Annotated in this window: 20 protein-coding genes; 10 read left to right on the forward strand and 10 right to left on the reverse strand. The window is 64.8% G+C overall.

Annotated features, from left to right (window positions below; all coding sequences use genetic code 11):
• Nucleotides 1-1459: ATP cone domain-containing protein (locus ACI2KK_RS23835; RefSeq protein WP_404670870.1), on the reverse strand; the 1459-nt coding region annotated here is incomplete at its 3' end.
• Between the two features lie 796 nt (nt 1460-2255).
• Between ACI2KK_RS23835 and ACI2KK_RS23840 the strand changes: the two genes are divergently transcribed.
• Together ACI2KK_RS23840 and ACI2KK_RS23845 are read left to right on the forward strand one after the other, a co-directional pair.
• Entirely contained in the window at nt 2256-2972 is a 717-nt protein-coding gene (locus ACI2KK_RS23840) for a response regulator (protein WP_404670871.1), read from the forward strand.
• Nucleotides 2969-4573 (forward strand): ATP-binding protein, encoded by a 1605-nt coding sequence (locus tag ACI2KK_RS23845; protein WP_404670872.1) that lies wholly within the window; start codon nt 2969-2971, stop codon nt 4571-4573. Before ACI2KK_RS23840 ends, ACI2KK_RS23845 begins: the two co-directional genes overlap by 4 nt.
• On the opposite strand, the gene ACI2KK_RS23850 is transcribed toward ACI2KK_RS23845, so the two are convergent.
• Together ACI2KK_RS23850 and ACI2KK_RS23855 are read right to left on the reverse strand one after the other, a co-directional pair.
• Nucleotides 4570-5265, reverse strand: coding sequence for a 4'-phosphopantetheinyl transferase (locus tag ACI2KK_RS23850; RefSeq protein WP_404670873.1), 696 nt, complete (start codon nt 5263-5265; stop codon nt 4570-4572). The two genes, ACI2KK_RS23845 and ACI2KK_RS23850, sit on opposite strands and share 4 nt — an antisense overlap.
• A gap of 117 nt (nt 5266-5382) precedes the next feature.
• Nucleotides 5383-6174, reverse strand: a complete 792-nt coding sequence (locus ACI2KK_RS23855; RefSeq protein ID WP_404670874.1) for a dienelactone hydrolase family protein — start codon at nt 6172-6174, stop codon at nt 5383-5385.
• 131 nt (nt 6175-6305) lie between these two features.
• Here ACI2KK_RS23855 and ACI2KK_RS23860 point away from each other — a divergent pair, with 131 nt between their 5' ends.
• The 5 genes from ACI2KK_RS23860 (at nt 6306) to ACI2KK_RS23880 (ending at nt 14645) form a co-directional block, all read left to right on the forward strand.
• Nucleotides 6306-6911, forward strand: coding sequence for an outer membrane protein (locus ACI2KK_RS23860; protein WP_404670875.1), 606 nt, complete (start codon nt 6306-6308; stop codon nt 6909-6911).
• 123 nt (nt 6912-7034) lie between these two features.
• Nucleotides 7035-7712: a response regulator transcription factor gene (locus ACI2KK_RS23865; protein ID WP_217888076.1), complete on the forward strand. Its 678-nt coding sequence runs from the start codon at nt 7035-7037 to the stop codon at nt 7710-7712.
• Nucleotides 7709-9055, forward strand: a complete 1347-nt coding sequence (locus ACI2KK_RS23870; RefSeq protein ID WP_404670876.1) for an ATP-binding protein — start codon at nt 7709-7711, stop codon at nt 9053-9055. Before ACI2KK_RS23865 ends, ACI2KK_RS23870 begins: the two co-directional genes overlap by 4 nt.
• Before the next feature lie 640 nt (nt 9056-9695).
• A complete protein-coding gene (locus ACI2KK_RS23875; protein ID WP_404670877.1) occupies nt 9696-11018 on the forward strand; it encodes a dicarboxylate/amino acid:cation symporter in 1323 nt (440 codons plus the stop codon).
• 225 nt (nt 11019-11243) lie between these two features.
• A complete protein-coding gene (locus ACI2KK_RS23880) occupies nt 11244-14645 on the forward strand; it encodes a M12 family metallo-peptidase (RefSeq protein ID WP_404670878.1) in 3402 nt (1133 codons plus the stop codon).
• Nucleotides 14646-14663: 18 nt separating this feature from the next.
• On the opposite strand, the gene ACI2KK_RS23885 is transcribed toward ACI2KK_RS23880, so the two are convergent.
• On the reverse strand, nt 14664-15158 hold the full coding sequence (locus tag ACI2KK_RS23885; RefSeq protein ID WP_404670889.1) for a SprT family zinc-dependent metalloprotease: 495 nt from the start codon (nt 15156-15158) through the stop codon (nt 14664-14666).
• A gap of 182 nt (nt 15159-15340) precedes the next feature.
• Entirely contained in the window at nt 15341-15940 is a 600-nt protein-coding gene (locus ACI2KK_RS23890; RefSeq protein ID WP_217842176.1) for a Yip1 family protein, read from the reverse strand.
• Nucleotides 15941-16207: 267 nt separating this feature from the next.
• Between ACI2KK_RS23890 and ttcA the strand changes: the two genes are divergently transcribed.
• Both ttcA and ACI2KK_RS23900 read left to right on the forward strand, forming a co-directional pair.
• Nucleotides 16208-17032 carry a tRNA 2-thiocytidine(32) synthetase TtcA gene (gene ttcA / locus ACI2KK_RS23895; RefSeq protein WP_217842177.1) on the forward strand — a complete coding sequence of 275 codons (825 nt, stop codon included), beginning with the start codon at nt 16208-16210 and terminating at the stop codon, nt 17030-17032.
• A gap of 4 nt (nt 17033-17036) precedes the next feature.
• Entirely contained in the window at nt 17037-17708 is a 672-nt protein-coding gene (locus tag ACI2KK_RS23900) for a DNA-3-methyladenine glycosylase I (RefSeq protein WP_404670879.1), read from the forward strand.
• 151 nt (nt 17709-17859) lie between these two features.
• Here the strand turns inward: ACI2KK_RS23900 and ACI2KK_RS23905 are convergent, their stop codons facing one another.
• Genes ACI2KK_RS23905 through arsC form a run of 3 tightly spaced genes read right to left on the reverse strand, consistent with a single transcriptional unit; the run spans nt 17860 to nt 19215 of the window.
• Complete coding sequence (locus tag ACI2KK_RS23905; protein WP_217888082.1) at nt 17860-18267, reverse strand: DUF2069 domain-containing protein; 408 nt, start codon at nt 18265-18267, stop codon at nt 17860-17862.
• Nucleotides 18260-18865 carry an NAD(P)H:quinone oxidoreductase gene (gene wrbA, locus ACI2KK_RS23910; protein ID WP_404670880.1) on the reverse strand — a complete coding sequence of 202 codons (606 nt, stop codon included), beginning with the start codon at nt 18863-18865 and terminating at the stop codon, nt 18260-18262. The genes ACI2KK_RS23905 and wrbA overlap by 8 nt, the downstream gene beginning before the upstream one ends.
• Nucleotides 18862-19215: an arsenate reductase (glutaredoxin) gene (gene arsC / locus ACI2KK_RS23915; protein WP_404670881.1), complete on the reverse strand. Its 354-nt coding sequence runs from the start codon at nt 19213-19215 to the stop codon at nt 18862-18864. The genes wrbA and arsC overlap by 4 nt, the downstream gene beginning before the upstream one ends.
• An 87-nt stretch (nt 19216-19302) precedes the next feature.
• Between arsC and ACI2KK_RS23920 the strand changes: the two genes are divergently transcribed.
• Nucleotides 19303-19770, forward strand: coding sequence for a TlpA disulfide reductase family protein (locus ACI2KK_RS23920; RefSeq protein ID WP_404670882.1), 468 nt, complete (start codon nt 19303-19305; stop codon nt 19768-19770).
• 129 nt (nt 19771-19899) lie between these two features.
• Here the strand turns inward: ACI2KK_RS23920 and ACI2KK_RS23925 are convergent, their stop codons facing one another.
• Nucleotides 19900-20304, reverse strand: coding sequence for an META domain-containing protein (locus tag ACI2KK_RS23925; RefSeq protein ID WP_404670883.1), 405 nt, complete (start codon nt 20302-20304; stop codon nt 19900-19902).
• The gene (locus ACI2KK_RS23930; protein ID WP_404670884.1) at nt 20305-20739 is read right to left on the reverse strand and encodes a hypothetical protein; all 435 of its coding nucleotides are present in this window, start codon (nt 20737-20739) and stop codon (nt 20305-20307) included.
• Between the last annotated feature and the right edge of the window lie 18 nt (nt 20740-20757).

The raw sequence follows: 20757 nt of genomic DNA on the forward strand, positions 1-20757 counted from the left end.
GGATCCAGTTGGCGGTGTTCATGTCGTGGGTACGACGACGGTCATCACCGGTGTTCTTGCGCAGTTCGATGAACTCTTCGATGTCCAGGTGCCAGGTTTCCAGGTAGGCACATACGGCGCCCTTGCGCTTGCCACCCTGGTTAACGGCAACGGCGGTGTCGTTGACGACTTTGAGGAACGGCACGACGCCTTGCGACTTGCCGTTGGTGCCCTTGATGTAGGAGCCCAGTGCACGCACAGGGGTCCAGTCGTTGCCCAGGCCACCGGCGAATTTCGACAGCATGGCGTTGTCGTGGATCGCGTGGTAGATGCCCGACAGGTCGTCCGGCACGGTGGTCAGGTAGCAGCTCGACAGCTGCGGGCGCAGGGTGCCGGCGTTGAACAGGGTCGGGGTCGAGGCCATGTAGTCGAAGGACGACAACAGGTTGTAGAACTCGATCGCACGGGCTTCTTTGTCTTTTTCTTCCAGCGCCAGGCCCATGGCCACACGCATGAAGAACACCTGCGGCAGCTCGAAGCGCACGCCATCCTTGTGGATGAAGTAGCGGTCGTACAGGGTCTGCAGGCCCAGGTAGGTGAACTGCTGGTCACGCTCGTGGTTGATCGCCTTGCCCATGCGCTCCAGGTCGTAGCCTTTCAGCGCCGGGTCCAGCAGCTCGTACTCCACGCCTTTTTCGACGTAGGCCGGCAGGGCCTTGGCGTACAGGTCGGCCATTTCGTGGTGGGTGGCGCTGTCGGCCACGCCCAGGAAGCCCAGGCCTTCGGCACGCAGGGTGTCCATCAGCAGGCGGGCGGTGACGAACGAGTAGTTCGGCTCGCGCTCTACCAGGGTACGGGCGGTCATCACCAGGGCGGTGTTGACGTCTTTCAGGGCAACGCCGTCGTACAGGTTCTTCAGGGTTTCGCGCTGGATCAGGTCGCCATCGACTTCGGCCAGGCCTTCGCAGGCTTCGCTGATGATGGTGTTCAGGCGGGCCATGTCCAGCGGTGCCAGGCTGCCGTCAGCCAGGGTGATGCGGATGCTTGGGTGCGGCTCGACCACCGAGTCGGCGTTGCTGCGGGTAGCACGCTCTTTGGCGCGCTGGTCGCGGTAGATCACGTAGTCGCGGGCGACTTTCTGCTCGCCGGCGCGCATCAGGGCCAGTTCGACCTGGTCCTGGATTTCTTCGATGTGGATGGTGCCACCCGATGGCATGCGACGCTTGAACGTGGCGGTAACCTGCTCGGTCAGGCGCGCGACGGTGTCGTGGATGCGCGACGAGGCGGCGGCGGTGCCGCCTTCAACTGCGAGGAACGCCTTGGTGATGGCCACGGTGATCTTGTCGTCGGTGTAGGGGACGACAGTGCCGTTGCGCTTGATCACGCGCAGTTGGCCCGGAGCGGTGGCAGCCAGGTCCTGGTTGGACTCGGCCTGCGGCGCCTTGGCCTGCGGGTTCTCGCGAGTTGTGTCGGTTTGCATGGGTGGGTGTCTCCACAGTTTCTATAGTGTTCAGGCGCCTTTTGGGCGCCCACCGTTCCATCCGTCAGACTGCTGGCCCGGGCGGGGATGCACATGGCAGTGCAGCCGCCGCGCGGGCTTGCCGACTTCGGGACAGACTCAGGAATTAAGGGCAGTGATCTGCCGCTCCCTGGCCGAAGTCAAAGGTTCTGGGCCGGGCCCAAAAACTGTTGCTGTCGAGTGTCAGGCCTTGCCTGCAACACTCATACCCGAACAAGGCCAGAAGTGGCTTGCCTCGGTCGCCTCCGCAGGAGCGGTTTGGCTGGTGAAATCACGTTAAGTTCAGTGGGTAAATTCGCTTGAATTTGCCTGTCGACTTGTGTTTGTGATTTTGCTCGAACCCCAACATCTAGTGGTTCGCCGCGATGGGGATACAAGATAATGCGGTATCGGGGGCTTTGCAAGGTGAGCGGCCTGTGGATAACTTGTGGGTACTTTGTGAGTCATCCGTGGGTATTCGCTGTAGGCCTTGTGCTGACTGGTTTGCGCGAAATTTCGCAGTATTACCGCCCCGTGGCAGTTTTTCGCGGGGGCGAACCCTATCACAAAAAACGCTTCACCCAAGGCCCGGCCTGGGAGGTTGGCAGGGCTGGGGGCGGCACGTAGTATCCGTGGCTGATGTTGCTCTTTGGTGAAAGGTATTTATCGAAGGATCAGGCAGTTACGCAGCCTTTGCAGGCCTCATCGCCGGCAAGCCGGCTCCTACAGGCGACAGGGCCCCCACAGGCCACCCAATAACAACAAAGGGGCCCAGCCCATGGACCAGCACCCGCCAGACAACCGCATCCTCATCGTCGAGGACGACCAGCGCCTCGCCGAGCTCACCGCCGAGTACCTGCAGGCCAACGGCTACGAGGTCAGCGTCGAGGGCGACGGCGCCCGTGCCGTGCGGCGCATCATCGACAGCCAGCCAGACCTGGTGATCCTCGACCTGATGCTGCCCGGCGAAGACGGCCTGAGCATCTGCCGCCGGGTGCGCGGCCAGTACCCTGGCCCCATCCTCATGCTCACCGCCCGCAGCGACGAGCTCGACCAGGTGCAGGGCCTCGACCAGGGCGCCGACGACTACGTATGCAAGCCGGTGCGCCCGCGCCTGCTGCTGGCGCGCATTCAGGCCCTGCTGCGCAGGAGCGAACCGGCCGAGCGCCGCCAGGCCCTTGAGTTCGGCCCGCTGAACATCGACAACCGCCTGCGCGAGGCGCGCCTGGGCGGCCAACTGATCGAGCTGACCGGCGCCGAATTCGACCTGCTCTGGCTGCTGGCCAGCAACGCCGGGCGGGTGCTGTCCCGCGAGCAGATCTTCACCGCGCTACGCGGCGTCGGCTACGACGGCCAGGACCGCTCCATCGATGTGCGCATTTCCAAGATCCGCCCCAAAATCGGTGACGACCCGGTCAACCCGCGGCTGATCAAGACCCTGCGCAGCAAGGGCTACCTGTTCGTCGGCGAGGCGGCCCAGGCGCCGGCGCCATGAAGTCGATCTTCATACGCATCTATGGCGGCATGCTCGGCGTGCTGGTGCTGGTGGCCGTGCTTGGCGTGCTCAGCCTGCACCTGGTCAACGAGGTGCGCGCCGGCCAGCACCGCGAGCGCCTGGCCCAGGGCACCTTCAGCCTGATGGCCGACAACCTGGCGCAGCAGAATGAAGTAGAGCGCAAGCGCTCGTTGCTGATGTGGGAGCGCCTGCTCGGCGTGCCGCTGGACGTGCAGCCGCTGTCGGCGTTCAGCCTGGACGGCGGCCAGCGTGCGCGGTTGTACCGCGACCTGGTGGTGGTGGAAAAAACCGGCCCCCACGCCGCCAGGGTGCTGCGCCGTATCGGCCACGAGGATGCGTTGCTGGTGGCCGAGGTCAAGCAGATCAGCGAGCAGTTGGCCCGCGCCACTCTTTACCTGCTGGCCGACGAGCTGGTGCGCTACCCGGTGACCGAGCAGCAGGCGCGCCTGGCACAACTGAAGCAGAGCAAGGGCTTTGGTTTCGACATCGCCCTGCAGCGCATCGAGCGCGCGGCCCTGGACGACGACCAGCGGCGCCGGGTAGAGGAGGGCGATACGGTAATGGCGCTGGGCAAGGATGGCGACTCCATCCGCGTGTTCGCAGGCCTGGCCGGCTCGCCCTGGGTGCTGGAGATCGGCCCGCTGTACCAGCTCAACCCGTACCCGCCGCAACTGCTCATTCTTATTGCGTTTCTCGGCCTGTGCCTGATCGGCCTGGTGGTGTACCTGCTGGTGCGCCAGCTGGAGCGCCGCGTGTCGGGGCTGGAGGTGGCCGCCACGCGCATCGCCCAGGGCAGCCTCGATACCCGCGTGCCGGCAGGTAGCGCCGACTCGGTGGGGCGCCTTGCCGAGGCATTCAATGGTATGGCCGAGCACCTGCAACGCTCGCTGACCATGCAGCGCGAGCTGGTGCGCGCGGTGTCCCACGAGCTGCGCACGCCGGTGGCGCGGTTGCGTTTCGGTCTGGAGATGATCGAAAGCGCCAGCACTGAGCAGGCCCGGGCCAAGCACCTGGCCGGCATGGACGGCGACATCCAGGACCTCGACAAGCTGGTCGACGAAATGCTGACCTACGCCCGCCTGGAGCAGGGCGCCCCGGCGTTGCAGTTCCAGGCGGTGGACCTCGACGAGTTGCTGGCGCGGGTAATCACTGAGCTGGCGCCGCTACGGGCCGAGGTGAAGGTGCTGCGCGGCCAGTGCCATGGCCTGGACGGCGGCGCTGCCTGGGTCGAGGCCGAGCCGCGTTACCTGCACCGGGCGCTGCAGAACCTGGTGCGCAATGCCATGCGCCATGCCGAATCCGAAGTGCGCCTGAGCTACCAGCTGGGCCAGCAGCGTTGCCGTATCGATGTGGAGGATGACGGGCCAGGCATTCCGGAAGGGGTGTGGGACCGCATCTTCACCCCCTTCACCCGTCTGGACGACAGCCGCACCCGTGCCTCGGGCGGGCACGGGCTGGGTTTGTCGATCGTGCGGCGGATCATCTACTGGCACGGCGGCCGCGCCTTGGTGGGGCGCAGCGAGCAGTTGGGCGGGGCCTGCTTCAGCCTGAACTGGCCGCGGGAGCAGCCGCGGGACTAAACGCTTATGAGGCTCAGCAGGTGGCCGTCCTGCACGCAGAACTGGCCATCCAGCTCCACGCCGTGGCGCCAGTCGGCGGACAGGTCGGTGAGCAGGCGCAGGCGGGCGTGGCCGTCAGTGGACCACTGCAAAACTTCTGCGTGTTCGAAATAGAAGCGCTGGCCAGTGATCGGGTACAGCGCCTTGAACAGGCTCTCTTTCAGCGAGAAGGTCAGAGTTACAACCAGCGCTTGCTGGCTGCGGTCCAGCCGTTGCAGTTCGGCGGCGGTGAGGATTTCCCCGGCCAGGCGCTCGGCACGCTCCTCAGTTAATAGCGACTCCTGATCCAGCCCAAGCCCTGCCACTTGTGCGCCCACCACCGCCGCTGCCCAACCCTGGCCGTGGGTGATGGAGCCACGAATGCCGGCCGGCCAGACCGGCGAGCGGTCCTCGTGGGTGGCCGGCACATAGTCACGGCCATCCAGCAGGCGCAGGGCCTCGCGGGCGCACACCCGGCCGGCCAGGTACTCGGCCTGGCGCTTGGCCACCGAGCGTTGCAGGCTGGCGGTCTGTTCGATGCCGGCGCGCTGGAAGTCGTCGGCGCCAAGCCTGGCCGGGTCGAAGGCACAGCTCACCAGCACCGCACCGGGGACCGGGCGGGGCAGGGGCCAGTGGTGCTGGAGCGGGGCGCAGCAGGTGGGGAGTCTGTTCATGGCGGCTATTGTGCCAGCCGCCGGGGATGTGTTGCAGCCTGGATTTTGCAGGCTGCACGCAGCCCCTGTAGGAGCTGGCTTGCCTGCGATGGGCCGCAAAGCGGCCCCCGGCAATGTTCAGTCAAACGCCTTCTTGAAAAACGCCTGCATATCCTTCCACGAGCTCTCGTCCGCCGCCTTGTCATAGCCGATATCCGGCCCACCATGCTCGCCATGGCTCAAGCGGTCTGCATCCGGGTTGGTAAACCCGTGCTTGGCCCCGGGAATACCGACGAACTGGTAATCCGCCTTGGCCGCGTCCATCTCCGCCTTGAACGCCGCCACCTGCTCCGGGGTGACCATGCTGTCGGCCTCGCCATGCTCCACCAGAATCTTCGCCCGCACCGACCCCGGTGTGGCCGGGGTCTGGGTCACCAGCGCGCCATGGAAGCTCACCACGCCATCGAGTTTCTCGCCCCGGCGCGCGGCATCCAGCACCACCTTGCCGCCAAAGCAGTAACCCACTGCACCCAGCTGGTGCTTGTTGGTGTTCGGTTGCAGCTTCAACAGCTCCAGCCCCGCATCGAAGCGCCGGGCTGCTGCAGCCGGGTCTTTCATTGCCGCGGCCATGAACGCCTGGGCGTCCTGCGGATGTTCGGTGTGCTTGCCGTCGCCATACATGTCGATGGCCAGGGCGTTGTAGCCCAGCGCGGCGAGGTCGCGGGCGCGGCGCTTGGCGTAGTCGTTCAGCCCCCACCATTCATGCACCACGACGATGCCCGGGCGTTTGCCCTCGATGGCGTCGTCGTAGGCGTAATAGCCGATCAGCGCAGTGCCGTCGGCATCCTGATAACGGATCTCGCGGGTCTGCACCGCCGCCTGGGCAAGGGCGGTACAGCACAACAGGGCCAGGGCAAGCAGGGAACGCATGGTCAAACTCCTTTTACGACGGTGGCCGCTTCGTTCAGGTGCGGTTCAGGCGGGGTTCAGCGGCGGTTCAGGGCGCCCTCCCTACTCTAGCCCGCAGACACACACAGCGCATCCCAACCGGAGTTACAACCATGAAAACATTCAACACCCTGCTTGCCGCCATGGCTGTCTGCGCCGCCGGCATCACCACCACCGCCCAGGCCGACGACACCTTCGCCAGCCTCACCTACGGCCAGACCAGCGACAAGGTTCGCAAGTCCGGCCTCATGCAGCGCAGCACCGACAACCTGAACACCGACGGCGTCATCGGCAAAGACGGTACCTGGGGCGTGCGCGTCGGCCAGATGAACAACCAGGGCCGCTACTACCTCACCTACGACAACGTCTCGGGCGATCACAGCGGCCTCAAGCTGCGCCAGGAAAACCTGCTCGGCAGCTATGACCTGTTCCTGCCGGTAGGCGACACCACCAAGCTGTTCGGCGGCGCCAGCCTGGGCGTGACCAGGCTCAGCCAGGAGTCCTCCGGTTACAGCCGCGACACCGACACCGGTTACGCCTACGGCCTGCAGGCCGGTGTACTGCAACAACTCACCGACAACGCCTCGGTGGAGCTGGGCTACCGTTACCTGCGCAGCAACGCCAGCGTCGAACTGTCGCCACACGGTGGCAGCAAGATCGGCGCGATGCGCCTGGACAGCAGCGCCCAGACTTACCTGGCGGCCAACTACAAGTTCTGATCAGTTAAGCTGCGTTTGCCCGGATGCTATCGCGGGGCAAGCCCGCTCCCACGCAGGTTGTACCGTGGGAGCGGGCTTGCCCCGCGATAGCATCCCCAAAGGCACCCCAATAAGGAGATCCACATGAAATTGCTGGTGGTCGAGGACGAGGCGCTGTTGCGCCATCACCTGTTCACCCGCCTGGGCGAAGCCGGGCACGTGGTGCAGGCGGTGGCCAATGGTGAAGAAGCCCTGTACCAGGCCGAGCAGTACAACCACGACCTGGCTGTGATCGACCTGGGCCTGCCCGGCATGAGCGGGCTCGACCTGATCCGCCAGTTGCGCAGCCTCGGCCAGACCTTCCCGATACTGATCCTCACCGCCCGTGGCAACTGGCAGGACAAGGTCGAAGGCCTGGCCGCCGGCGCCGACGACTACGTAGTCAAGCCTTTCCAGTTCGAGGAGCTGGAGGCGCGCCTGAACGCCCTGTTGCGCCGCTCCAGCGGCTTCACCCAGTCGACCATCGCTGCCGGCCCCCTGGTACTGGACCTCAACCGCAAGCAGGCCACGCTTGGCGAGCAACCCCTGGCGCTGACCGCCTACGAATACCGCATCCTCGAATACCTCATGCGCCATCACCAGCAGGTGGTGGCCAAGGACCGGCTGATGGAGCAGCTGTACCCCGACGACGACGAGCGCGACCCCAACGTCATCGAAGTGCTGGTCGGCCGCCTGCGGCGCAAGCTCGAGGGTGACACCGGCTTCAAGCCCATCGACACGGTGCGTGGCCTGGGTTACCTGTTCACCGAGCGCTGCCGGTGATCCGTTCGCTGCGCGTGCGCCTGATGCTGGCGGCGGCGCTGCTGGCTTTGCTGTTCATGCTGGCGCTGCTGCCGGCGTTGCAAAAGGCCTTCAGCCTGGCGTTGCAGGAGTCCATCGAGCAGCGCCTGGCCTCGGACGTCACCACCCTGATTTCCGCCGCGCGCATCGAGCACGGCCGCCTGCAGATGCCGGCGCTGCTGCCGGACGAGCGCTTCAACCTGCCCTACACCGGCCTGCTCGGCTACATTTTCGACCGCCAGGGCACCCTGGTGTGGCAGTCGCGCGCTACCCGCAACCGGCATATCAACTACCGCCCGCGCTACGACGGGCGCGGCAACGAATTCGCCCGCATCCAGCAAGAGGACGGCGAAGAATTCTTCGTCTACGACGTCGAGGTCAAGCTGCTCGGCGGCAAAAGCGCAGCGTTCAGCATCGTCGCCCTGCAGCCGGTGCGCGAGTACCAGCACACCCTCGATGGCCTGCGCGAAAAACTCTACCTGGGCTTTGGCGCCGCCTTGCTGGCGTTGATGGTGCTGCTGTGGGCCGGGCTGACCTGGGGCCTGCGCTCGCTGCGCAGGCTCAGTGTCGAACTGGACCAGGTGGAGGCCGGCGCCCGCGACGGGCTTAGTCGCGAACACCCGCGCGAGCTGCTGCGCCTGACCGGCTCGCTGAACCGCCTGCTGCGCAGCGAGCGCGAGCAGCGCCAGCGCTACCGCGACTCGCTGGACGATTTGGCGCACAGCCTGAAAACCCCGCTGGCGGTGTTGCAGGGGGTGGGCGAGAGCATGCAGCAGGGCCGCCAGGAGCCTGGGCAGGGGCGGGTGCTGCAAAGCCAGGTCGAACGCATGAGCCAGCAGATCGACTACCAATTGCAACGCGCCAGCCTGCGCAAGAGCGGCCTGGTGCGCCACCAGGTGCCGCTGGCGCCGCTACTGGACAGCCTGTGCAGCACCCTGGCCAAGGTCTATCGCGACAAGCGCGTACAGGTCAGCCTGGACATCCCGGCCCAGGCGCGGGTGCCGATGGAGCAGGGCGCCCTGCTCGAACTGCTCGGCAACCTGCTGGAAAACGCCTACCGCCTGTGCCTGGGCCAGGTGCGGGTCACCCTTGAAGAGGCCCCTGGGCAACTGGTGCTGTGCATCGAGGACGACGGCCCGGGCGTGCCGCCTGACCAGCGCGAGCGCATCCTCGAGCGCGGCGAACGGCTGGACAGCCAGCACCCAGGGCAGGGTATTGGCCTGGCGGTGGTCAAGGACATCATCGATAGCTACGACGCCGAGCTGAGCCTGGGGGATTCTGACCTGGGCGGGGCGGCGTTCAGGATCATCTTCCGCCTGGAGTGACCATTGGAGCCAGGCCCTGTAGGAGATCACCCAGCCCTTCGGGCTGCGCTGTCGCGCAGAGAACAGAACTCGCAAGTACGCCGCGAGCCCTGTGGGAGCAACTGTCTTGTGCTGGCTGTGCCGGCCTCATCGCCGGCAAGCCGGCTCCTACAGGACAACGTAGGCTTGAAGCTTATGCGATCCCTGTGGGAGCGGGTTTACCCGCGAACACCGGCGAAGCCGGTGCCAAGCCCTGCGTCGCTTGCTTCGCGGGTGAACCCGCTCCCACAGGTCCCAGCTAGATCAATGGGTTGTGGTTTGTTCATGAGTCTTGCCGGCGATGGGGCCAAACCTGCCAACCTCAATGTCAGGCGGATTCCCGCCACACCCCCTGTACGATTCCCGCCACCGGGCGGAATTCCGCCAGCACAAACCCCGCCACTCGCCCCGTCCAGGGGCAAAAACATCCCGCAAACATTGGCTATGCACCTCGAGTGGGCATTTTGGCATCGCCCTTGCTATTCACTTGGCAGAGACCGGGCAGACGCTTGCCAGGCTGCTCGAACACAACGACAAATCCCTCCAGGTGCAGGAGGGTTCGCGATTCAGGTGCCCCGACATCCTGGGAAGGATGCGCCGGCACACTTGAGGAAACTTAGCCATGACGACTCGTCAGCCGCTGTACAAATCGCTGTATGTCCAGGTGATCGTCGCGATCACCATCGGTATCCTGCTCGGCCACTACTACCCGGAAACCGGCGTCGCCCTCAAACCGCTGGGTGACGGCTTCGTCAAACTGATCAAGATGGTCATCGCCCCGATCATCTTCTGTACCGTGGTCAGCGGCATCGCTGGCATGCAGAGCATGAAGTCGGTCGGCAAGACCGGCGGTTACGCGCTGCTGTACTTCGAGATCGTCTCCACCATCGCCCTGATCATCGGCCTGGTCGTGGTCAACGTGGTTCAGCCGGGCGCCGGCATGCACGTCGACGTCAGCACCCTGAACGCCAGCAGCGTGGCCGCCTACGCCGCCGCCGGCGCGCAGCAGACCACCGTCGGCTTCCTGCTCAACATCATCCCTAACACTGTGGTCGGTGCCTTCGCCAACGGCGACATCCTGCAAGTGCTGATGTTCTCGGTGATCTTCGGCTTCGCCCTGCACCGCCTGGGCAGCTACGGCAAGCCAGTGCTGGACCTGATCGACCGCTTCGCCCATGTCATGTTCAACATCATCAACATGATCATGAAGCTGGCCCCGGTCGGCGCCTTCGGTGCCATGGCCTTCACCATCGGCCAGTACGGCGTGGGTTCGCTGGTGCAGTTGGGCTACCTGATGGCCTGCTTCTACATCACCTGCCTGCTGTTCATCCTGATCGTGCTCGGCGGTATCTGCCGCGCCCACGGCTTCAGCGTCCTCAAGCTGATCCGCTACATCCGTGAAGAACTGCTGATCGTGCTGGGTACCTCGTCCTCCGAGTCGGCCCTGCCACGCATGCTGGCCAAGATGGAGCGCCTGGGCGCGAAGAAATCCGTGGTTGGCCTGGTGATCCCGACCGGCTACTCGTTCAACCTCGACGGCACCTCGATCTACCTGACCATGGCTGCGGTGTTCATCGCCCAGGCCACCGACACCACCATGGACATCACCCACCAGATCACCCTGCTGCTGGTGCTGCTGGTTGCCTCCAAAGGTGCTGCCGGGGTTACCGGTTCGGGCTTCATCGTACTGGCTGCCACCCTGTCCGCCGTCGGCCACCTGCCGGTTGCGGGCCTTGCGCTGATCCTGGGTATCGACCGCTTCATGTCCGAAGCCCGCGCCCTGACCAACCTGATCGGCAACGCCGTGGCCACCGTGGTCGTGGCCAAGTGGGTCAAGGAGCTGGACACCGACACCCTGCAAGCCGAGCTGGCTTCCGGCGGCTCGCCGCTGGTAGATACTCGCCCAGTCGACGACCTGGGTGTGGCCGAAGGCCCGGCGCGCTGATAGCACTGCTGTAACGCAATACAAAGGGGCCGCCTTGCGGCCCGTCGCCGACACGCCGGCGATGGGCTCCAAGGCGGCCCTTTCGTTTGTCGGCTGTTCGCCGGGTTCATACTTTTGACGTCAATTTAGTGGTAAATTGCCACCACTAATTTACTGCCTGGGTTTTATGGACCGGCCAGGCGTTGAGTACATGGAAGTTCACGGTCTATTCAGGAATGTAGTGCAATGCCTAGCCCCACTGGTTACACCTGGGCCAGCAGTGTTTCGCTGTCTGGCAACAACCTCGTCGACAGCCTGCTTGCCGGCAGCTACTGGAATACCTCCTCGTATTTCACCGGCAACACCACCCCGCTGACCTACAGCTTCATCGTGCCGGGCGTTTCGCTGTTTCTCAGAAACTACTCCGACAACAACGAGTACAACGCTTCCTACGCCCTGACTGCGGCGCAGAAAACCGCGGTGGTCGGCGCGCTCGCGGCCTGGTCGGCGGTGGCCGACATCAAGTTCACCCAGGTCGCCGAAACCAAAAGCAATGTCGGCGACCTGCGCTTTGGCGGCTACAGCTATATGGATTCCAACGCTGCCGCCTGGGCTTACTACCCGTCCACAAGCCCCAGCGGCGGCGACGTATGGATCGGCAAGGCCACCAACGAAGCCAAACCGGTGGCCGGCTCGTACGACTACATGACCTTCATGCATGAAATCGGTCATGCCCTGGGCCTGAAGCACCCGTTCGAAGCCAGCGGCAGCAGCAGCGCGGTGCTGCCGGCCGAGCTGGACGACGTGCGCTACACCCTGATGAGCTACAACAACACCTACTACAACGCCAGCCACACCGCGTATGCCGAGCCGAGCACGCCGATGCTGCTGGACATTCTGGTGATGCAGCGCCTGTACGGCGCCAACATGAAGTGGCATGCCGGCAACGACACCTACAGCTTCAAGCCCGACCAGATCGTGTTCCAGACCCTGTGGGACGCCGGCGGCATCGACACCCTCGATGCCAGCAACCAGAAGGCCGCCGTGCTGCTCAACCTCAACGAGGGCGCCTTCAGCAACATCGGTGCGTTGTTCTACGACGTGGCCCGTGACGCCTACATCAACGACGGCCTGGCCATCGCCTACGGCGCCAAGATCGAGAACGCCACCGGCTCGGCCTTCAACGACACCCTGATCGGCAACGACCTGGACAACCTGCTCGACGGCCGTGCCGGCGCCGACATCATGAAGGGCGGCCTGGGCAACGACACCTACATCGTCGACAACGCAGCCGACCAGGTGATCGAGCTGGCCAACGAGGGCACCGACACGGTGAAGGCCTCGGTCAGCTACGTGCTGGGCGACAACCTGGAAAACCTCGAGCTCACCGGCCGCGCCGCCATCAACGGCAGCGGCAACGCGCTGAGCAACCGCATCACCGGCAACGCCGGCAACAACGTGCTCGACGGCGGCGCCGGCGCCGACACCCTGATTGGCGGTGCCGGCAACGACACCTACATCGTCGACGACCTGGGCGACGTGGTCATCGAAGGCGCCAACGCCGGCATCGACACGGTGAAGGCCTCGGTCAGCTACGTGCTGGGCGCCAACCTGGAAAACCTCGAGCTCACCGGCAGCGCCAACCTGAATGGCACCGGCAACGCCTTGGCCAACGTGCTCACCGGCAACGCCGGCAACAACACGCTCGACGGCGGCCTGGGCGCCGACCGCATGCTGGGCGGGCAGGGCGACGACACCTACTACGTCGACAACGCGCGCGACGTGGTGGTGGAGCTGGCCGGCGAAGGCCGCGATCTGGTGCGCAGCAGCATCACCTACGTGCTCACCGCCAACGTCGAAGATGGCGAGCTGCTGGGCAAGGCCAACCTCAACCTCACCGGCAATGCCCTGGATAACGTGCTCACCGGCAACGACGGCAACAACATCCTCAAGGGCGAGGGCGGGGCAGACACCCTGATCGGCGGCCTGGGCAACGACACCTACTACGTCGACAGCAGCGATGACGTGATCATCGAAACCAGCACCCTGGCCACTGAAATCGACAACGTGTTCGCCTCGGTCAGCTGGACCCTGGGCGATAACCTCGAAAACCTCACCCTGCTCGGTGCGGCCAACCTCGACGCCTTCGGCAATGCGCTGAACAACCGCCTCACTGGCAACACCGGCAACAACTTGCTCGATGGTGGTGCTGGCGCCGACATCATGGCCGGCGGGCGCGGCAACGACACCTACATTGTCGACAACGTGGGCGACCAGGTGATCGAGGCCGCCAACGCCGGTATCGACACCGTGCAGGCCTCGCTGGACTGGACCCTGAGCGCCAACGTGGAAAACCTGGTGCTCACCGGTAGTGCCATCCGCGGCACCGGCAACGCCCTGGCCAACGTACTGATCGGCAACAGCGGCGACAACCAGCTGTTCGGCGGTGCCGGCAACGACCGCCTCGAAGGTGGCGAAGGCAATGACCTGCTCGACGGCGGCGTGGGCATCGACACCATGATCGGCGGCCTGGGCGATGACATCTATTACGTCGACAACCTGCGCGACGTGGTGACCGAGCTGGCAGGCGAAGGCCACGACCTGGTGCGCGCCTCCATCAGCTACGTGCTGGCCGACAACATCGAGGACGGCGAGCTGCTCGGCAAGGCTGCCCTGAACCTCACCGGCAACGCCCTGGACAACGTGCTCACCGGGAACGACGGCGCCAACGTACTGCGTGGCGGCGGCGGGGCGGACACCCTGATCGGCGGGCTGGGCAACGACACCTACTACGTCGACAGCATCGATGACGTGATCATCGAGACCGGCACCTCGCCCAAGGAAATCGACAACGTGTTCTCCTCGGTCGACTGGACCCTGGGCGACAACCTCGAAAACCTCACCCTGACCGGCACCGACAACCTGAACGGCACCGGCAACGCGCTGAACAACCGCATCACCGGCAACGATGGCGACAACGTGCTGGACGGCGGCGAAGGCATCGACACCATGATCGGCGGCAAGGGCAATGACACCTACGTGGTCGACAACCTGCGCGATGTGGTCATCGAAGGTGCCAACGCCGGCATTGACACCGTGCGTGCCTCGGTCAACTGGACCCTGGGTGCCAACTTCGAGAACCTGACCCTCACCGGCCTGGACAACCTCAACGGCACCGGCAACGCGTTGAACAACGTGATCATCGGCAACGCCGGCAACAACACCCTCAACGGTGGTGCCGGCAACGATGTGCTCGATGGTGGCGCCGGCGATGACATACTGATCGGCGGCCTGGGCACCGACACCCTGACCGGCGGCGCTGGCGCCGACCGCTTCGTGTTCAACCTGCTGAGCGAAATCGGCCTGGGCGACAAAGGCGACGTCATCACCGACTTCAACGGCGCTGAAGGCGACCGCATCGACCTGACCAAGATCGACGCCAACGTGCTGCTCAAGGGCGTCAACGCCTTCACCTTCATCGGCTCGGGCGACTTCACCGGTGCCGGCCAGCTGCGTTTTGCCGACGAGATCCTGTCGGGCAACATCGACAACAAGCTGGGGGCCGATGGCAAGTTCACCGCCGATTTCGAGATTCACCTGGTCGGCGTCACCAGCTTCAGCGACGCCCACCTGGTGAGCGTCGCCTGACCGGCTGGCGCGGGTGGCTCACTCCACCCGCGTTTGCCCGCTGTACACCAGCGTGGCCCGGCAGCGCCGGCACAAGTAGCGCCGCCCCTTGGCCACCAGGGTGTGGCGCTGGGCGCTGAACGGGAAGTCCTGTTCCGGGCAGCGGCAGGTATAGATGTAGCGGGTAACGCTGCGCCGCTGCACTTCATAGTTGTGGCAGCGGTTGGGCGGCAGTTCGTACACGCCGCGCATGATCAACTGCCACTCTTCACCATGGGCCTGGATGCGGTCGCCGAACAGCTGGTGGGCCACCAGGTGCGCCACCTCGTGGGCCACGGTCTGGCGCAGGAAGTCGTCCTGGTTTTCCCGGTACAGCTGCAGGTTGAAGCGCAGCAGGTTCTCGTGCAGGTGGGCGACGCCGGCCTTTTGGCCGCGCAGCTTGAAGCTGACTTCCGGGCGCGGGAAGGGGCGTTTGAAGAAGGTTTCGGCTTGCTGGTAACAGGTTTCGACGCGTTGCTTGAGCAGCTCGGGCATGGCGGGGTGGGTCTCCTGGCCGGCCATTATGCCGCAACCTGCCCAGGCCTGCCGAGCCATCGGTCTGCCACCGGGGCCGCGTTACGGCCCTTCGCGGGTAAACCCGCTCCTACAGGTTCAACGCCAATCCTGTGGGAGCGGGTTTACCCGCGAAGGGCTGCAAAGCAGCCCCAATCGGTCAGCTAGTTGGTGTAGACAGGCCCCACACCCAACCCCCAGATGATCACCGTGGCCGCCATGATCGCCACCAGCACCACCAACCCCACCGCCAGCACCGAGCTTGAGAACAAGAAGCCCTCATCCGACGGGATGTTCATGAAGGTCGGCAGCCCGACATACAGCAGGTACACCGTGTAGCAGATCGCCGCCGTACCCAGCAGCATGCCCAGCCACAGGTGCGGGTACAGCGCCGCCAGCCCGCCGAGGAACAGCGGCGTGGCGGTGTAGGTGGCAAAGGCGATGCACTGGGCCATGCTCGGGTTGGCATCGTAGGTGCGCGCCATCCAGTGAATGAACGCCCCCATCACCGCCACCCCGGCGAGCATCGCCAGGTAGGACATCACGCTCATCCACAGCGCGCTTTCCATGGTCAGCATCACCGCTGGCCGGTCGCCGATCACCCAGCCCACCTGGGTGGTGCCGATAAACGCCGATACGGCAGGGATCGCCGCCAGGATCAGGGTGTGCGTCAGGTACATGTGGCTGATGCTTTCCTCTTCGCCACGAATCTCCCGCCATTCCTGGTCGGGATGGGTAAACAGCCCCACAACGTGATGGATCATGCCGGTCACTCCTATCGATCGTTGTTGCCTGACACCCCCCATGCGGAGCGCCAACGGCCCGAGGCCAGGGCACCCAGTAAACGGGAATGTGGCCTTATGACGCAGTATAGGAAGCCGTACCCGGCACAAAACGCGCTTTTTAGAGCAAATTGCGCTGTCAGACGGCGGGTTGATTCCCACCCAGTATTTGTCGGAATGCCTACAGCGCGCCGCAGTTTGTGCGTAAAATAGCCGCCTTTTTGTCACACCTCGCGGATTCCAAGCGCTATGGGCACCCTCTCGGTCAACCAGAACAAACTGCAAAAACGCCTGCGTCGTCTCGCCGGCGAAGCCATCACCGACTACAACATGATCGAAGATGGCGACAAGGTCATGGTCTGCCTGTCCGGCGGCAAGGACAGCTACACCATGCTCGACGTTCTGTTGCACCTGCAGAAGGTGGCGCCGATCCAGTTCGAGATCGTTGCGGTGAACATGGACCAGAAGCAGCCGGGCTTCCCCGAGCACGTGCTGCCGGCCTACCTCAAGGAACTCGGCATCGAGTACCACATCGTCGAGAAAGACACCTACTCGGTGGTCAAGGAACTGATCCCCGAGGGCAAGACCACCTGCTCACTGTGTTCGCGCCTGCGCCGCGGCACCCTGTACACCTTCGCCGACGAAATCGGCGCGACCAAGATGGCCCTGGGGCACCACCGCGACGACATCGTCGAGACCTTCTTCCTCAACATGTTCTTCAACGGTGCGCTCAAGGGCATGCCGCCCAAGCTGCGCGCCGACGACGGGCGCAACGTGGTGATCCGCCCGCTGGCCTACTGCAGCGAAAAGGACATTCAAGCCTATTCGGACATGCGCGAGTTCCCGATCATCCCGTGCAACCTGTGCGGCTCGCAGGAGAACCTGCAGCGCCAGGTGGTCAAGGACATGCTGGTGGAGTGGGAGCGCAAGCACCCGGGCCGTACCGAGAGCATCTTCCGCGCCATGCAGAACGTCGCCCCGTCGCAACTGGCTGACCGCAACCTGTTCGATTTCACCAGCCTGAAAATCGACGAAAGTGCCACCCCGCGTTTTCTCGACGTGCTGAACATCTGACCCCATGCGCGACTATCAGTGGCTGCATGAGTACTGCCTGAACCGCTTCGGCTCGGCCCAGGCGCTGGAAGCCTTCCTGCCGCAGCCACGCACGGCTGCGCAGCTGCGCGCCATCAGCGATGACCGCTACCTGTCGACCCTGGCCCTGCGGGTATTCCGCGCCGGGCTCAAGCACAGCCTGGTGGACGCCAAGTGGCCGGCCTTCGAGCAGGTGTTCTTCGGCTTCGACCCGGAAAAGGTGGTGCTGATGGGCGCCGAGCACCTGGAGCGCTTGATGCAGGACGAGCGCATCATCCGTCACCTGGGCAAGCTCAAGAGTGTGCCGCGCAATGCGCAGATGGTGCTGGATGTGGCGAAAGAGCAGGGCAGCTTCGGCGCGTTCATTGCCGACTGGCCCGAGAGCGACATCGTCGGGTTGTGGAAGTACCTGGCCAAGCACGGCAACCAGCTGGGCGGGCTGTCGGCGCCGCGCTTCTTGCGTATGGTCGGCAAGGATACCTTCATCCCCACCGATGACATGGCGGCAGCCTTGATCGCGCAGAAGATCATCGACAAGCCGCCCACCAGCCAGCGCGACCTGGCCCTGGTGCAGCAGGCCTTCAACCAGTGGCACGCCGAAAGCGGCCGGCCGCTGTGCCAGCTGTCGGTAATGCTGGCGCATACCGTCAACCACTGACCTTGCTGCCGGCACATCCTCTGTAGGAGCGGCCTTGTGTCGCGATGGGCTGCGCAGCAGCCCCGGCAATTTTGCATGAGTCCGAGATCTTGGGGCCGCTGCGCGCCCCATCGCGACACAAGGCCGCTCCTACAGGGATCGCAACAGCCGCTTATTCGCCGGCCAGGCGCCGCTCCAGCTGGAACTTCCAGCGCACATACAGCAAGCCGCTGACGAACAACCCCAGGCTCACCAGTACCTCCACCCAGCCGAACACCGCCCGCGCCGGGTCGAACGCGGCCAGCACGCCCTTGATGAAGTAGATGTTCACCACGAAGCAGGTCCAGGCATGCGCCCTGGCACTGCCCAGCAGCATGCCCGGCAGCAGCAACAGCAGTGGCACCAGCTCGACCGCGAGAATCACCTCGACCCGCGCCCCGTGCAAGTTGGCGAACCACAGGTTGTTGACCACCAGCAAGGCGATCAGCCCGAAGAAACAAGCCAGGCTCAGGGCGCGGGTGGTGCGCACCCGTGGCGCCAGCCAGTCGAGCGGCGGCAGTACCTTGGGCTTTTTAGCCACGCTGGCCACCCAGGGCCTTGGCTGTGTTCGCCAGGCGTTGGCCAAGGGCGCGGCACAGGGTGATTTCGTGCTGGTCCAGCTCGCGCTTGCCATCGGCACCGGCGTGGTGGCTGGCGCCATACGGGGTGCCGCCACCGGTGGTTTCGAGCAGCGCCGATTCGCTGTAGGGCAGGCCGGTGACCAGCATGCCGTGGTGCATCAGCGGCAGCAGCATCGACAGCAGGGTGGTTTCCTGGCCGCCGTGCAGGCTGGCGGTGGAGGTGAACACCGCTGCAGGCTTGCCCACCAGCTCGCCACCCAGCCACAGGCTGCTGGTGCCGTCGAGGAAGTACTTCAGTGGTGCGGCCATGTTGCCGAAGCGGGTCGGGCTGCCCAGGGCCAGGCCTGCGCAGTGGCGCAGGTCGTCGAGGGTGGCGTACAGCGCGCCGCTGGCCGGAATGTCCGGGGCCACCGCTTCGCATTCGGTAGAAATTGCCGGCACGGTGCGCAGGCGCGCTTCCAGCCCGGCCATTTCGATGCCGCGGGCAATGTGCCGGGCCATCTCGCTGGTGGAGCCGTGGCGGCTGTAGTACAGCACCAGGATGTAGGGCTCGCTCACGGCAGGATCTCCAGCACTTTTTCCGGTGGGCGGCCGACCACGGCCTTGTCACCGGCCACCAGAATGGGCCGTTCGATCAGTTTCGGGTGCTGCACCATCGCCTCGATCAGTTGGGCGTCGGTCAGCGCCGGGTCGGCCAGGTTCAGCGCCTTGTATTCGTCTTCGCCGCTGCGCAGCAGCTGGCGTGCGCCGATGCCCAGCTTGCCGAGCAGTTGCTCAAGGGTGGCAGCGGTTGGCGGGGTTTCCAGGTAGCGCACCACGTTGGGGGTGAGGCCACGTGCTTCGAGCAGCTCCAGGGCACCGCGGGATTTGGAGCAGCGCGGGTTATGATACAGGGTCAGTTCGGTCATGGCGGGTCGCATCCAGCTGGGTGTGGCGGCTATTCTAACCGCAGCGACCGACTTCAATGTTTGAAAAACTTCGAGAAGGATTGACCCATGGCAAGGCGTTTGGCAGCTGCACTGGCCATCACCGCGGGGCTGCTGCTCGGCGGCTGCGGTGCGGACTACGGCGTGGACCAGCACGGCAACGCGGTGAAGGCCGAGCAGATCGACGGGCACTGGCTGGTGCTCAACTACTGGGCCGAATGGTGTGGCCCGTGCCGCACGGAAATCCCCGAGCTCAATGCGGCGGCCAAGCAGTGGCAGGCGCAAGGCATCAAGGTGGTGGGGGTGAACTACGACGGCCTGCAAGGTGCAGACCTCAAAGCTGCGGTGGACACTTTGGGCATCGACTTCACGGTACTCGCCCAGGACCCGTCCGAGCGCTACAAGCTGCCGCGCAGCGAAGCGTTGCCGGTGACCTACATCATCGATGACAAGGGCAAGGTGCGTGAGCAGTTGCTGGGCGAGCAGACCCTCGAAGGGCTGCAAGCGAAAATCAAGGCGCTCAAGGGCGGCGCCTGATAGTAGCCACACGCTCCCTGTAGGAGCCGGCTTGCCGGCGATAGGGCCCTTGGTGTCAGCACAAGGCCCTGAGCCTGGCGCATTACAGGCCCGGCCTCATCGCCGGCAAGCCGGCTCCCACAAGGGGCCTCAGCCTTCCTCAGGCCAGAACCGCAGCGGCTTGCCTTCGGCCGGCCAGAAGCGGATCTGCTCCACCGGCGACACATCCCAGCGCTGCACGGTCTCCAGCGCCTGCAAGAAGCGTTTTTCCTGCTCCATCAGCGCTGGCGCACACAGCTTGCGGGTTTTGCCGACCTTGCCGAAGCTCAGCTGGTCACCGTCCAGCGTGTACGGCGCAAACCAGTGGTTGCAGCCAGCATTGCCATAGGCGCGGCCATCGTTGGCCAGGGTCAGGGTGAGGTGGCTGTAGTCGATCAGCGGGCGTTCACCGATCCACTCCAGCACATAGCTTTGCTCCTGCTGCAACGGCGAAGGCTGCGAGGCGCAGCCGGCCAGGGTGCAGGCGATCAGCGCGGCAGTCAGTTGCTGTTTCACTCAACCACGCTCCTGGCAGTTCGGGCACAGGTGCGCAGTGCCCTGGCTGGCCCAGCCCAGCTCGGCGATGCGCGCGGTGGCGGCAGGCGCGTGGCCCTTTTTGCCCAGCTTGGCATCGGCGGCGAACTCGAAGTTCAGCACTTCGTCACAGCCGTCGCACTTGACCTGCCACTCGAGGATTTCCAGTTCGTTGAAAACCGGGCCCTGGGCCACGGCAACCCACTGGCCGCGCGGGTTGATCAGGTGGCGCACGGTGTCCACGGTCAGGCGCATCGACAGGCTCTTGCTGCCCTTGAGCGAGACCAGCAGGGCGTCGCCCTTCTGGATCGAGCCGCCATTGCCGGTCACCTGGTAACGGCCCGGCACCAGCGCGCGGCATTCGATCAGGGTGTGTTGCGGGTTGAAAAGGGTGTAGCGGAAATCGTGCTCGACCATGGGTCCTCCAGAAATGCC

This window comes from Pseudomonas sp. NPDC089406 (genome assembly GCF_044900265.1).
Classification (GTDB): Bacteria; Pseudomonadota; Gammaproteobacteria; order Pseudomonadales; family Pseudomonadaceae; genus Aquipseudomonas; species Aquipseudomonas fakonensis.

Coding starts and splice junctions, on each gene's coding strand:
- ACI2KK_RS23875 (WP_404670877.1), top strand. CDS start 9,696: ATGACGACTCGTCAGCCGCTGTACAAATCGCTGTATGTCCAGGTGATC.
- ACI2KK_RS23930 (WP_404670884.1), bottom strand. CDS start 20,739: ATGGTCGAGCACGATTTCCGCTACACCCTTTTCAACCCGCAACACACC.
- ACI2KK_RS23865 (WP_217888076.1), top strand. CDS start 7,035: ATGAAATTGCTGGTGGTCGAGGACGAGGCGCTGTTGCGCCATCACCTG.
- ACI2KK_RS23845 (WP_404670872.1), top strand. CDS start 2,969: ATGAAGTCGATCTTCATACGCATCTATGGCGGCATGCTCGGCGTGCTG.
- ACI2KK_RS23900 (WP_404670879.1), top strand. CDS start 17,037: ATGCGCGACTATCAGTGGCTGCATGAGTACTGCCTGAACCGCTTCGGC.
- arsC (WP_404670881.1), bottom strand. CDS start 19,215: ATGACCGAACTGACCCTGTATCATAACCCGCGCTGCTCCAAATCCCGC.
- ACI2KK_RS23885 (WP_404670889.1), bottom strand. CDS start 15,158: ATGCCCGAGCTGCTCAAGCAACGCGTCGAAACCTGTTACCAGCAAGCC.
- ACI2KK_RS23840 (WP_404670871.1), top strand. CDS start 2,256: ATGGACCAGCACCCGCCAGACAACCGCATCCTCATCGTCGAGGACGAC.
- ACI2KK_RS23880 (WP_404670878.1), top strand. CDS start 11,244: ATGCCTAGCCCCACTGGTTACACCTGGGCCAGCAGTGTTTCGCTGTCT.
- ACI2KK_RS23850 (WP_404670873.1), bottom strand. CDS start 5,265: ATGAACAGACTCCCCACCTGCTGCGCCCCGCTCCAGCACCACTGGCCC.
- ACI2KK_RS23890 (WP_217842176.1), bottom strand. CDS start 15,940: ATGATCCATCACGTTGTGGGGCTGTTTACCCATCCCGACCAGGAATGG.
- ACI2KK_RS23855 (WP_404670874.1), bottom strand. CDS start 6,174: ATGCGTTCCCTGCTTGCCCTGGCCCTGTTGTGCTGTACCGCCCTTGCC.
- ACI2KK_RS23860 (WP_404670875.1), top strand. CDS start 6,306: ATGAAAACATTCAACACCCTGCTTGCCGCCATGGCTGTCTGCGCCGCC.
- ttcA (WP_217842177.1), top strand. CDS start 16,208: ATGGGCACCCTCTCGGTCAACCAGAACAAACTGCAAAAACGCCTGCGT.
- ACI2KK_RS23920 (WP_404670882.1), top strand. CDS start 19,303: ATGGCAAGGCGTTTGGCAGCTGCACTGGCCATCACCGCGGGGCTGCTG.